Source organism: Bombella saccharophila, from assembly GCF_026385475.1.
Classification (GTDB): domain Bacteria; phylum Pseudomonadota; class Alphaproteobacteria; order Acetobacterales; family Acetobacteraceae; genus Bombella; species Bombella saccharophila.
In genome coordinates this window covers 333,759-346,213 of the sequence record NZ_JANIDW010000003.1, presented here as the reverse complement: position 1 = coordinate 346,213, position 12,455 = coordinate 333,759, and the positions used below count along the sequence as shown (strand labels likewise).

13 protein-coding genes are annotated in these 12,455 nt (G+C 54.5%); 5 read left to right on the top strand and 8 right to left on the bottom strand.

Annotation, left to right across the window (positions count from 1 at the left end; translation table 11 throughout):
* Positions 1 to 49: 49 nt before the first annotated feature.
* The gene (locus NQF64_RS07695; RefSeq protein ID WP_266107019.1) at positions 50 to 727 is read left to right on the top strand and encodes a phosphatidylserine decarboxylase; all 678 of its coding nucleotides are present in this window, start codon (positions 50 to 52) and stop codon (positions 725 to 727) included.
* Positions 699 to 1,604 (top strand): CDP-alcohol phosphatidyltransferase family protein, encoded by a 906-nt coding sequence (locus tag NQF64_RS07690; protein WP_407651832.1) that lies wholly within the window; start codon positions 699 to 701, stop codon positions 1,602 to 1,604. Before NQF64_RS07695 ends, NQF64_RS07690 begins: the two co-directional genes overlap by 29 nt.
* Here the strand turns inward: NQF64_RS07690 and NQF64_RS07685 are convergent.
* A complete protein-coding gene (locus NQF64_RS07685; protein ID WP_266106982.1) occupies positions 1,520 to 2,038 on the bottom strand; it encodes an NADH-quinone oxidoreductase subunit B family protein in 519 nt (172 codons plus the stop codon). The two genes, NQF64_RS07690 and NQF64_RS07685, sit on opposite strands and share 85 nt — an antisense overlap.
* Positions 2,039 to 2,120: 82 nt before the next feature.
* Between NQF64_RS07685 and NQF64_RS07680 the strand changes: the two genes are divergently transcribed.
* Positions 2,121 to 3,092: a diacylglycerol/lipid kinase family protein gene (locus NQF64_RS07680; protein ID WP_266106981.1), complete on the top strand. Its 972-nt coding sequence runs from the start codon at positions 2,121 to 2,123 to the stop codon at positions 3,090 to 3,092.
* On the opposite strand, the gene NQF64_RS07675 is transcribed toward NQF64_RS07680, so the two are convergent.
* Genes NQF64_RS07675 through NQF64_RS07645 form a run of 7 tightly spaced genes read right to left on the bottom strand, consistent with a single transcriptional unit; the run spans position 3,051 to position 10,470 of the window.
* Positions 3,051 to 4,490 carry an NADH-quinone oxidoreductase subunit D-related protein gene (locus NQF64_RS07675; protein WP_266106980.1) on the bottom strand — a complete coding sequence of 480 codons (1,440 nt, stop codon included), beginning with the start codon at positions 4,488 to 4,490 and terminating at the stop codon, positions 3,051 to 3,053. The genes NQF64_RS07680 and NQF64_RS07675 overlap by 42 nt on opposite strands.
* Complete coding sequence (locus tag NQF64_RS07670) at positions 4,487 to 5,740, bottom strand: hypothetical protein (RefSeq protein WP_266106979.1); 1,254 nt, start codon at positions 5,738 to 5,740, stop codon at positions 4,487 to 4,489. The genes NQF64_RS07675 and NQF64_RS07670 overlap by 4 nt, the downstream gene beginning before the upstream one ends.
* Positions 5,740 to 6,273, bottom strand: coding sequence for a hypothetical protein (locus NQF64_RS07665; protein WP_099026775.1), 534 nt, complete (start codon positions 6,271 to 6,273; stop codon positions 5,740 to 5,742). Before NQF64_RS07665 ends, NQF64_RS07670 begins: the two co-directional genes overlap by 1 nt.
* Positions 6,270 to 7,136 (bottom strand): hypothetical protein, encoded by an 867-nt coding sequence (locus tag NQF64_RS07660; protein ID WP_266106978.1) that lies wholly within the window; start codon positions 7,134 to 7,136, stop codon positions 6,270 to 6,272. The genes NQF64_RS07665 and NQF64_RS07660 overlap by 4 nt, the downstream gene beginning before the upstream one ends.
* A gap of 8 nt (positions 7,137 to 7,144) precedes the next feature.
* The gene (locus tag NQF64_RS07655; protein ID WP_266106977.1) at positions 7,145 to 8,443 is read right to left on the bottom strand and encodes a hypothetical protein; all 1,299 of its coding nucleotides are present in this window, start codon (positions 8,441 to 8,443) and stop codon (positions 7,145 to 7,147) included.
* An 8-nt stretch (positions 8,444 to 8,451) separates the two neighbouring features.
* Positions 8,452 to 8,943 carry a DNA polymerase III subunit chi gene (locus tag NQF64_RS07650; protein WP_230880634.1) on the bottom strand — a complete coding sequence of 164 codons (492 nt, stop codon included), beginning with the start codon at positions 8,941 to 8,943 and terminating at the stop codon, positions 8,452 to 8,454.
* A gap of 15 nt (positions 8,944 to 8,958) precedes the next feature.
* Positions 8,959 to 10,470, bottom strand: a complete 1,512-nt coding sequence (locus NQF64_RS07645; protein WP_266107017.1) for a leucyl aminopeptidase — start codon at positions 10,468 to 10,470, stop codon at positions 8,959 to 8,961.
* Positions 10,471 to 10,605: 135 nt separating this feature from the next.
* Between NQF64_RS07645 and NQF64_RS07640 the strand changes: the two genes are divergently transcribed.
* Together NQF64_RS07640 and NQF64_RS07635 are read left to right on the top strand one after the other, a co-directional pair.
* Positions 10,606 to 11,397 (top strand): 3'(2'),5'-bisphosphate nucleotidase CysQ family protein, encoded by a 792-nt coding sequence (locus NQF64_RS07640; RefSeq protein WP_266106976.1) that lies wholly within the window; start codon positions 10,606 to 10,608, stop codon positions 11,395 to 11,397.
* A gap of 35 nt (positions 11,398 to 11,432) precedes the next feature.
* Positions 11,433 to 12,455, top strand: coding sequence for an L-threonylcarbamoyladenylate synthase (locus NQF64_RS07635; protein WP_266106975.1), 1,023 nt, complete (start codon positions 11,433 to 11,435; stop codon positions 12,453 to 12,455).

The window sequence follows — 12,455 nt, the reverse complement described above, 5'->3', positions numbered from 1 at the left end:
CCTCATAGAAAGACTTGACCCACCCGATAGGTGACGTATGAGTAATGATATGTCACTCATCAAATCATTCAAACTCGTTCTTGCGCCGCCCCACCGTGCGGCTACTCCATTCCTGACAGCGGGCCTGCTGACAGCCATTCTCGGGCGGCTGACACCGTGGCGTCTCACCCGTGCGGTAGGCACGGCCGGATTCGCCTTTACGGGCTTCTGCCTCTATTTCTTCCGCAACCCACGCAGAACATCCCCACAGGGGGATAATCTCGTCCTCTCTAGTGCTGATGGTCGCGTAACGGGCGTTTCTCTTGTTGCACCTCCAGCTGCTTTGGAGATGGGCAATGCCCCCGTATGGCGGGTTTCTACCTTCCTCTCTGTCTTAGATGTCCATGTAAATCGTATGCCCGTTAGCGGGACTGTCTCTAAAATTGCCTATCATGCAGGCCGGTTCCTCAATGCCAGCTTAGATAAAGCCTCCGAGCATAATGAGCGGAACGAGCTGCGTATTACACTTGATGATGGCCGTCAGCTTGCCGTTGTCCAAATTGCTGGCCTCATCGCACGGCGTATCCTCTGTAATGTGCAAGAAGGTGAGCGCGTAAAAGCGGGCGAGCTTTTCGGTCTCATCCGCTTTGGCTCCCGCACGGATATCTACCTTCCCCCCGGCATCACCCCTGAAGTCTTAGAAGGGCAGACGATGATTGGTGGTGAAACCATCATCGCACGGCTCTAACGAGTTCGCCATGCAAAAACCTACATCTGGTAAAATCATGGTCCGCCGTTACCGGCGCAAACGCCGCCGTGTTCATGGCCGTTCCTTCAATCGCCTAGTGCCGAACATCCTTACCATGCTCGGCCTCTGCGCGGGGCTAAGCGCGATTAAGTTCTCCATGACGGGGCACTTCACCCACGCAGCAGCGGCTTTGCTCATCGCCGCTTGTATGGATGGGCTAGATGGCCGCATTGCCCGCCTCTTAAAAGGGACATCCCGTTTTGGGGCGGAGTTTGATAGCCTTTCGGACTTTGTGTGTTTTGGTGTCGTCCCGCCCTTTATCCTCATGCTATGGGCCTTACCTGCGACAGAGCGGCTCTCCTTCATCCCTTTCATTTTATTCACCGTATGCATGGCCTTACGCCTTGCACGGTTTAATTCTGCTTTGGATGATGATACCGCGCCGGAATATGCCGCTAACTTCTTCTCCGGTGTGCCGGCCCCTGCCGGGGCGGGACTTGCTCTTTTCCCCGTCTTTTTGGGGTTAGAAGCCCATCGCAACCACTTAGAGGGGGTTGCTCGTTTTGCTCACTCCCCGTGGTTGGCCGCTACCTGCTTGATTGTAACGGCGTTCCTCCTTGTCTCGACCTTGCCTATTTGGTCGTTTAAGAACTTCAAGGTCCCCTCCCGCTATATTCTGCCTATGCTGGTCGGCACGGGCGCTTATGCAGCCATTCTGATCGCAGAGCCCTGGGGGGCCTTAGCCGCTGCGGGCATACTTTACCTTATTATGATCCCTCTCTCACGCCGTTCTTATTGGCGGCTACGCCGCGAGGCAGAGGATTCATGGGAGACTGTAGAGGATGACCCGCCCTCTGCTAATTCCACCAAGGCGTGAAGAATAGCCTCTGGTGAAGGCGGGCAACCGGGGATAGTGCTATATACACGGCTAAGGGCAGCAATCCCACCTAGCGTTGTATAGTTACTTCCCCACAGCCCGCCATTATAAGCGCAATCCCCTATAGCAATCAGGCTGCGCCCGGGGGGCATAGCCTCCCACGCGCTGGCTAATCCCCCCGCGCTAGAGCGCGTCACTGCCCCTGTTACGAGCAACCAATCAGCATCTTGAGGGTGTTGTACGCGCTCAAAGCCACTCCCCTCCAGCGGATAGGCACTGCCTCCCAGAGTGATCAACTCCCTTGCACAGCCTTCACAACTGCCTGTTTCCAAAGTAAAGAGCCGGATAGACCGTCCACTACGTTGTTTGGCATGAGGCCGCCATTTTTGTACATCCAAGAAAGCGAGGACCATCGTCAAAGGTGCCAATTCCATTCTATATTCGCTCTCCTGCAAAACAACGTGTAGACTCCCCTTATACACTCAATTATCTCGTCCCCAAAGGAAGTCCCCGCTCATGAGTCAATCAGCCGGCCGTCATCTCCTACTGGTGGTCAATCCAACTGCTGGTCATTATACGGAACAAAGACTCACCAATTTTGTTCAACAGCTTGAGCATATAGGATGTGACGTGCAGGTGGAACTCACCCGCCGCCAAGGACATAGTACCGAGATTGTCCGAAGCTATCTTGCCCGCAATACACCAGATATCATCATTGCTGGCGGCGGCGATGGCACCATTGCCGAAATTGCCCAAGCGATGATGAAGGCTCCTTGCGCTCTTGCGCTCTGGCCAATTGGCTCGGCTAATGTCTTAGCGCGGGAGCTTCATATTCCCTTTGATGATGCTGAAAATGCAGCCCTCCTCGCCCGTGGCACGAGACGAACTGTTTGGCCTGGTCAAATCACAACGGCTGAACAAACAACCCCAACCTTATTTCTCCAAATGGCAGGGGTTGGGCTAGATGGGTGGATTGTCCAAAATCTCTCACCGATGCTCAAAAAACACACAGGGCGCGTAGCTTATGTTATTGCAGCCTTACAGCTTGCCCTCTCCCGCCCCCTTCCGCCTTTTAAAACACGTGTCGATGGCATCTCTCATCGCACTGTTTTAAGCATCATTTCCAAAGGGCGGCTTTATGGGGGACCATTTGCGCTCTTCCACCATAATCTCCATCACCAACCCGCATTTTCTGTTTTGCTCCTCCACCGGCTTAACCCGTTGCTTATCATCTGGCAGATGATCATGATGCGGCTTAAACGACGCCCTTCCTCCAACCCCGCTTTTACCATCCTTACCGGAGAGACAATTATCTGTGATCACACCAGTCCCATCCCTGCCCAAAGTGATGGAGATTTTCGCGGGGTAACGCCACTGCGCATTACAAGCGCACCAACCCTCTTAAAAATTATTGCCCCCCCACAACCGGTAGCCCCATCAACCCCATCACAACGCAGCACCAGCGGGCGAAATACCAAGAGACGTTAACATCACCTCCACCTCTTCTGGCGGTTGTCCTTCCAGCACTGTTCCCAAAACAGCCAGAAGGGGCAAAACGGGGTCGCGTATCTGTATCTTTGTAATACGCCCTGCTTCAAGCTGAAGATGGTACCATACGTCCCCATACGCACCCTCCGCAACGCCAAGCCCTTCATCTGTGCGCGGGATAACCTCCCCCCCACTATCTTGCCCAAATGATGCGACAATCTGCTCCATAATACGAAGCGATTCCTCACATTCTACAATGCGCTGGCGATACCGTGCCCAGGCATCACCTTCATGCCGCCTCGCACCACCTAAAGCCTGCACGCGCATACCTTCATCCATCAGGCGGAAATCCACATACCGCCCACTAGCCCGGCCAACCACCCCGCCCAAAGCGTACTCCCATGCCAGCCCAGTAGGGATGATAGCACTATTTTTCAGCCGGTTATCCAATACACCCATGACCTGTTTGATCTGCATAAGGCGGGGGCGCACCATCAATAATAAGGCCTGTACAAAAGGTAAAATTCCTGTCTCTTCAGACGCTCGCTCTAGCACGATACTATCGGTCAAACGTCGGGACAGACCATATTCCTCACATAATGCAGCAAGAGCTTCCCGCGCATGATCGCATAAGCTTGCGATCAACCCACCTCCAACAGAATGCGCTATTTGCCGGAGGTCAAAAAGATGTGCCCCGATGCGCTCCACCTCCAGCAGAATAAGACGTCTATCCCGCTCTTGCGGGTTAGGGCGACGGCCTTCTGCTTGCTCTAACGCCCTTACAAAGGCCAAAGGGTGTGACACAAACCCACTTGCAGTGATGCGGCTTATCAGCGGCAATGCTTCTTGAGGGCTCAAACCTATCAAACGGGAGAGCACACCGCGATGCCCAGCAGCAATCTGCACCTCTATTTGCTGCATCACACCTTCAGAGAGAGCATAATCAATCGCCAACAAACCCGGCACTTGCGTCTGTGATGGCTCCATCCGACACGCAGGCAACGGCTGCCCTCCCCCATCAGCTACAGGCAATGGGTGCGTGGCTAATGGTGTTGTCAAAAACCAACTACCATCATCAAGGGCAGGGCTATCATCCCGAGCGGACCATGCTTCCACCCCCCATAAATCCCGCGCCATGCGCTCGCCCCATTGTGCTGCGGGAAAATAAGGCGACACAGCTTGATAATGCCCCTGCTCTATAGCCGTACTCACCAGCAAAGGTTGCTCCCCCGCACATAGGAACAAAGCTGTTGCCCAAGCCTCATCGGCCCAAAAGGCCAATAAAGCCACTCTACGTTCATTTTGTTGGAGGAAATGTAACCAGCCTGACGCGGATACACAGTAATGGAACAGCCCTACCCGTTCCCCTCCCTCCAAGATGGGGGCTTCTACCATCATACGGGCCCTTTCATGGTAAAGGGGACAGGCTCTGGGATGAGACCTGTGGCTAATAAAACAACCCCCAATAATGCTAACGCTCCTAAAAGCAATAAAAGCCCTTTTATAAGAATATCACCCCACCGCCATACGACTATTAAAGTCCGTGGCAAGGTCTCCAGCTCCAACCCCCACAATCCTGCCAATAGGCACAAAAACAGCCCACCTAAAGCAAAGGGCCTTAACAAAGATGCCAGCACCACTAACACCACCATAAGGAGTGGCAAGGCCATTTGCATCGGTAAGACCGCTAACCCTCCGGGAGGCAGCTTGTTATGCCCTGCCCCTACACTGGTAACGGATACCCTCTCGCACGCCACACGCAAAGATGCCGCTAATAAGACTGCACTATAGAGCAATAAAAGCACCACCATCTGCCCTGTCCCGACAGCCAGCACACCAAAGCCGATCATCCATGATAATAAAGAGACACGCCCCCGCCTGCTTACAGCCACACTCCCAAGGGCTAAAAGCCCAGCAAGAACCATTAAAGACCGTGCCAGTGGGGTAACCACCACTAAAGGCAGCAAAAAGAGCGGGATAAAGCGTAACCCAGCATCCAACAAAGCCAACTCTGCCCGGCTAGAGACCATAGTACCTAGCCCAGCCATCATACACAGCCCCGTTAGCGCCATGACTTGTCCAACCTGCATGGCACTTCCCGTCGTGGCGAATATACTCCCCCCACGCATAACGACTAACCCTACACTGGCTAGCACCACACCACTTAACCGTAAGCGGACAACCTCCCACGCAGGCATAGCACGCCTTGTGGCACGCCCATCCCACCATGCCAATAAGACCGTCCCAGCAGCATCAAAAAACAACGCAGCTAAGGGCGGACGTAACAGCAGAGCCATAAAAATACAGCCCGTCACCAAAAATGGGATGTAGAACTCTCTAGCATTACGAAAAGACGTTTTATTCTTTTCATCAAGAAGGCGAGCCTCTCCCTTACGCCCAGCCAAAATGATGACAGCTATGCAGGATTCAAGCCCCAGACAAACCGCTTGCCCCCAACTTATATGGGAGGAGCACCCTAGCAAAGCCAGCATACTCAACCCCACGCCAAGCCACGCCATCGCCCCGGCTTCCTCTGGTCGTTTTGCAGCCCAGAGAACCCACACTACCAAAAAAGGCCAACAAAATAGCCCCAGTAAAATAGGCGAGGCGAATAAGCCCGGCGCAAACGCTGTAGCGACAAGGGCCATTAATCATCCTCCACACGCCACCACGCTAAACGCGGCAACAAAACCAAAGCCAAAAACACCAACACACCCCATAGGGCTAAACCCATCACAAACACACCCCAAGATGGCAAAATACTCGCTAGAACCAACAGCCCATCCACGGCCATCACTAATCCACAAAATTGGGACAGAGCCTCCCCACATACCGCCGCACATAACCCGGCTAGGACCAACCCGATGCCAAATGTAGGGACCAAGCCCAACCCTGCCCCAAAAAAAGCCAGTACAAATTGTAATAACAACGTCATGACCACCGGCAGCACATCACGCCCCCGTGCAGCAACACGACCTTGCCCAACTGTAAAATGCCGTACCACCCCCCACAGCAATAAATTAGCAATAGGCAAAACAAGAACACATAAGACTGCCACCCAACTCGTCCCTGATGTCCCCGCAAGTACCGCACAAACAATGCCATAAAGCGGTAACCAGCGGCCATCCCGCCCTAAGGACATCAGGACCAGCACTAAAGCGCAGGCAAAGCCCGTCATCATACGGCAAATCTCCCAGCCAAAGCCATCAATCCAGCTAAACCTAGGAGCAACGCAACAAAACGCCTGTAACGATCCACCCTTGTAAAGCGTCCTATAAGGATGAGCACCACCCCGCCCATAAACCGCCCTATAAAACCAGCCACACTTCCCAGCCCTTCCAGCCCGAATAGCACCGGTAAAAGACTATCCCCCACAAGCAGCACCCAGCCTAGGCGATAAAGCTCTAAAATCCTCTGTTTTTGGTCACGCTCTGCACGGCTAGGCGGCCAAGCCTGCTCTATCATCTCAGCAGCCAGAACCTCACGGCGCGGCACAGGGGTGAGGAGAGCCAATGCCACAGCGCAGCATAAAGCTGTCCCTGCCAAACTAGAGCCGGGGGCGGCAATAAGGAGATGATGCACCCCCAAAAAACCCGTCACGCCCGGTGCGGCAAGGACGAGGAAAGATTCCATCAAACACAGAACAAACCAACACCGCACTACTTGCCCAAAATAAGCAGGCACAGCCCATAAAGCCCCTGTTAAAATGAGGCTCCCCACCAAAAGCGGGTCTGCAAGCCATGCCCCTACCAGCCCTAAACAGGACGGTGTAAAAAAGGACATCCCCGCTAAAATAAGCAGGGCTAAAAGGGCAAGCGTCAGCATCAACCCGCTTTCTACATCAATACCGTGCCGTAAAATCTCCCGCCCAAAATGCCCGAAACGCCGATAACGACTACCCAATGGGGCTACTGCACGCCCTATCAGAAGAGCAGGTAGATCCTCCGTCACCCATACCATAAAGGGTATTAAAACAAGCAACACCACACTTTGGCTCGCAAGCTCTAACCCTAGGCGCACGCCCTCTATGAGGTATGGCATCATGGCATTCTTCATTGGGTTAACCCCAACACAACCAGCACACCTCCCAAAAAGACCAGCCAGAACGCCGCGCCAGGGTCACGCAACGGCAAAGCGGATAAAAACGCTGCACCACCGCTGTGAAGCAGACGTAGCTGTTGCTGCCCACGTACTAATAATCGTCTTATAGGCCGTAAACGCAGCGGGGTAGCCTGCATACCCACTGCTAACACGTCCATCCTAATACGCGACTGCCACGTCTTAACACGCCCGCGTGAGAGGCCCCACCACACCACAAATACTACCAGCCAGAAAAGAGGGAGGGCTATCATGCTCCCATCTCCACCGGGGAGGCGATAAAACCACGCCCCTCTATGACCTGCTGCACCGGGCATCCATTGCGTCACAAACCCACATAGGGACGGTAAAAGAGCCGCTATGATGAGGCCTATCCCCCATTCCACCCGCTTACATGGTTGGATAGAGGCAGCCTCACGGAGGCTAACCATCCCATCCCCTAATGATAAGCCCATCACCATAATGGCTAGAATACACCCTATCACAGCCCAGCCTTCGGTTCCTCCGCTCAAACCCAATGCGGTATGCAACCCCATCCACCCAACAACAAAGCCCGGCAAGGGTGGGGCGGGGATGCTCAAACACACAGCAAATGGCCAAATAGCCGCGATAGTTTGGCAAGTTACATCCAATAGTAAGGCGCAAAATGCTGTTTCTACCCCTATTGATAGGCCTTGCTGGCGGGAGATTTCCATAAGACCTAAAAGCATTAACGGCCGCAGCAAACGACAAGAGCGTAACAAAACCTCCCAATCGCGCCCTAACTCTACTAAAAGGCCTATCGCTACGAGGGCAACGCTCCCACCCAGCCATAATAATGGATGGGCTGATGCCCCCCCATGACCCAACCCTATAAGCAGCACTATCGCTACAACCTGCCCTACCCGGCTCATCTGCGCTTGGCCTGCCGCCCAAAGGCACAAGGCCATCAACCCCAGTCCGCCTAGCCCGGTTGGAGAGAGGCCATACCCTAATAACGCAGGTACCCCCCATATAGGGCGAAAAGCCGCCCCGCCGCCAAAAAAGAGCAGGGCTAGAGCCACCAAACACGCTGCAGCCCCCGCATGCCCAACCAGCCCTAAAGCGGCAAAGGCCATGAGGAACCCCGCCATATGGCAGCCCCCTTGCCGCCATGTAACAACAGGAACAGACCGCCATAACCCACGGACAAACACGCGCACAGCCCCATCACCACAAAGCAATAGGGCTAATAATGCCAGCAAGCAGAGCAAAAAGGGATCATGAAACGGCATAGACTATTCTACCCCTTCTTCGCCCAACCTTTGGCCTGCTGCTGCCAATAGGTCATGCCGTAACCGGCTTGTTTCAGGCTTTTCCACCGCTGGCGTGCTTGCTGAACCGCTTGCTCATCACGCCCATCAAAGAGGTCGAACACACGTTGAAAACCCACCAAATCGCCATCCCACGCCCCGTTGAGCCGAAAAAGGAACGTCCCTTCATTCGGTCGCTCGTCAGACTCTGTAAGCCAGATGGGTTGGCGATGTGCCTGGCCTGTTTTTGCATAACCATGCGGGAGCCACATCAAGGGAGGGACTTTCCATAACACTTCATCCAAGGCCTTAACCTGAGCGGCATCCTCACAGCGCACAACCGCCCGCGCCCCGCTCTCTAAGGTGCGCTCCAACAAAGCGGGTAAGGCTTCCTCCAAAGTGGTGCGGGTAAGGTGGTAGAACCCGACCATCGCACGCTCTGACGGTGCGCTCTCACCCATCCCCTCCGCCTGATGCTCCATAACGCGTCCCTTACCTTATGACGCTGTATCGCTGTAAAGCTGAACAAAACGGTCCAACAGACGCACCCCAAAGCCGCTCGCCCCCTTAGGGGTTAAGGCTGTTGCTTTTTCAGCCCATGCCGTACCGGCAATATCCAGATGCGCCCAAGGAGTCTCACCGACAAAGCGTTTGAGGAACTCCGCTGCCAAGCTAGAGCTACCCGGCCGGCCACCGATATTCTTCATATCGGCAATGTCGGAATCAATACGCCGGTTATAAGCAGGCCCCATCGGCATACGCCATAAAGCCTCTCCTGTTTCATCCCCTGCTTTTGTTAAAGCCTGAGCAAGCTGGTCGTTATTGCTAAATAAGCCGGCAATATCATTCCCCAACGCTACAACGATGGCCCCGGTTAGGGTCGCGAGATTCACCATCAGCGCAGGCTTATAAGTTTGGCGCGTATAAGAGAGGAGGTCTGCTAAAACAAGGCGGCCTTCTGCATCCGTGTTCAACACCTCAATGGTCTGGCCACTATGGCTTTTAACAATATCACCCGGACGTTGCGCCGCACCGGAGAGCATATTCTCCACCAGCCCAACAACCCCAATGGCATTCACTGCGGCCTTACGGCGGGCTAATGCGCTCATCACACCCACAACGGCAGCAGCCCCGCCCATATCCATCTTCATCTCATCCATCCCCGCTGCGGGCTTGATGGAAATACCGCCAGAATCAAATGTCACGCCCTTACCGATAAAAGCCAGCGGTGCCGTCTCTGCTTTAGCGGCCCCCTGATAGCGCATAATCACCGTAAAGGGCGGTTGCTCACTGCCTTGTGCTACACCCAGCAAAGCCCCAAAGCCGAGGGCTTCCATCTGCGCGCGGTCCAGCACTTCAATCTCCAAACCAAGGGCGGAGAGCTCCTGAATCCGGTCCTTAAACACAGCCGGCGTTAAACGATTTGCAGGCTCATTAACGAGGTCACGCGTAAGGAACACACTGTCCCCTAAGCCTTCCAGCTCGGCCCAACGTGCCTCAAGCTCCTTTATCGCCCCTGTGGAGGGCACAACGATGTGAAGTACCTTAAGGCTTTGCGATTTTTGGCTCACTGTTTTGTAACGGTCAAACCGATAGCCCCCCAAACGGGCTCCTAAAGCAAGCTCCGCAGCAAGAGGGGCTTGCTCCGCCTCGACCAACAAGCTGGCCTTATCCGCTTTAATTTTACTATGGGCTAAAAGACGCAGCGCATTGCCGCCTGCCAACTGCATCGCCTGCGCTGTTGTTTGAGGCTCATCATCACACGGGGCACAACCGATGAGATGGAATTGCGCTATCGAGTCTTCTGGGGCGATGAGGCTAACACTCTCCCCCACCTTCCCCGCAAATGCCCGCAAAGAGGCCGCCCGCGCTAAAGCCCCGCCTAACATCTTATCATAATGCTGAAATAACGCGCCCTTGGTAAACTCTGCCCCATGGCACAATAACAACGCAGAAAGACCGGCTTTATCCTGCCCTTGGCGCTCTGTAGTGAAGGAAATATCAAACATCATGGCCCTACATCATTATCTTTGAAAACTAGCCCCCCACGCCCTGCATAAATCAGGAGAAAGGCCTTTGTTCCCCCCTTATATCAGAGAAGAGGAGAAGTGACGAATGACCAATAATACGTTACTATCACCCACATGAACGCTTCCTCCGCCCCTGTCCCGCAAGATTGTGACCTTTTAAACCTCGCCCTAGAAGTGATTAGCGAAGCCGCCGCGATTGTGCGTGATGTCCGCGCACGTGGCTTTCAGACAGACATAAAAGAGGATTCCTCCCCTGTAACAGAGGCTGATAAAGCCTCCGAGGCGCATATTCTCAAACGATTGCGGGATGCCTGCCCCACCATCCCCGCTATTGCTGAAGAAGAACATGCAGCAGGCATCCATATCCAACCAGGCAACAGCTATTGGTTGATAGACCCGCTAGATGGCACGCGCGGATTTGCCGCTGGGGGCCATGATTTTACCATCAATATCGGGTTGATTCGCGACCATCAGCCCATTCTTGGGGCGGTTGCCCTGCCTGCTCAATATGGGATTTACGGTGGGGGCAGAGGCTTAGGGGCTTTTCAACTTATTGGAAAGCAACGCCACCCCATCAGGACGGCCCCAGTGGGGAAAGAAGGCTTACGCGTTATGGCCTCCTCCCACCACACATCAGAAGACCTATTGCGGAAATGGTCGGATGGCCGTCACATTCACTGCATCACACGGTTAGGCTCTGCGGCAAAAATCATCCATATTGCCGAGGGGAAAGCGGATTTCTACCCCCGGTTTGGCCCTACGATGGAATGGGACACCGCTGCCCCGCACGCGATTTTAGAAGCTGCGGGCGGTCATTTATTGGATGAAACAGGCCAACCCCTCCGTTATGGGAAGAAAGGATGGTTGAACCCACCCTTCTTCTGTACAGGCTATACCCCACATTAATCCCCGCCCTTTCTTACATCTTGGTACCACATATTATGCCTATGCCTCACGCACCCTCCCACACGACAGAACGGCTCGACCATGATTATGACGGCATCCGCCGTGCTGCCCGCTTGTTACAACAAGGGGGGCTTGTCGCCTTCGGGACGGAGACCGTCTATGGGCTGGGTGGGCTTGCGACCTCCCCTCATACGGTGGAACGCATCTTTCAAGCCAAGGGCAGGCCAAGCTCTAACCCGCTTATCTGCCATTTTGCCACTGCTGATGCCGCATTTGCAGAGATTGATGAGACAGCCCCTCTTTATGAAATGGCTCGCTCACTCGCCAAAGCCTTCTGGCCCGGCCCGCTAACCCTCATCCTCCCCCGCCATGCAGAAAGCCGCATCTGCCCTGCTGCCACAGCGGGATTAAAGACTCTAGCCATTCGTGTTCCTAAAGGCCGTGCGGTGGAGGAGCTACTCCAGCATGTTGGGCAGCCCATCGCTGCACCCTCTGCCAATCGCTCTGGTAGAGTGAGCCCTTCCCAAGCATCGCATGTTTTGGAAGAGCTGGATGGCCAGATTGATGCTGTTTTGGATACTGGCCCTTGCGCTGTAGGGGTAGAAAGCACCGTGTTGGACCTTACCGGCACACAACCCATCCTCCGCCGTCCCGGTGGCATCACCTTAGAAGCGTTGGAGGGCCTTTGTGGCCCAATTAACGTAGCGGACCATATGAGCGCGCACAGCCAGCCCAACGCGCCGGGGCAAGCGGCGTCCCATTATGCCCCCTCTTTACCAGTCCGCCTAAATGCGACACATCTCTTCCCGGGTGAGGCCTTTCTTACCTTTGGCAACTGTATAGCCACGGGAGCCGTCCCAGCTCTTAACGTCAATCTCAGCCTAGAAGGTAATGTGGAAGAAGCTGCTCACCGTCTCTTTGCAGCCTTACGGCAGATAGATCGTTCTGCTGCACGCCATAACCTCACGGCCATCGCTGTGGCCCCCCTGCCGCATGATGGGTTAGGCCGTGCTTTACAGGATAGGCTTAAACGTGCTGCGGCCCCGCGCCCTGCCTAA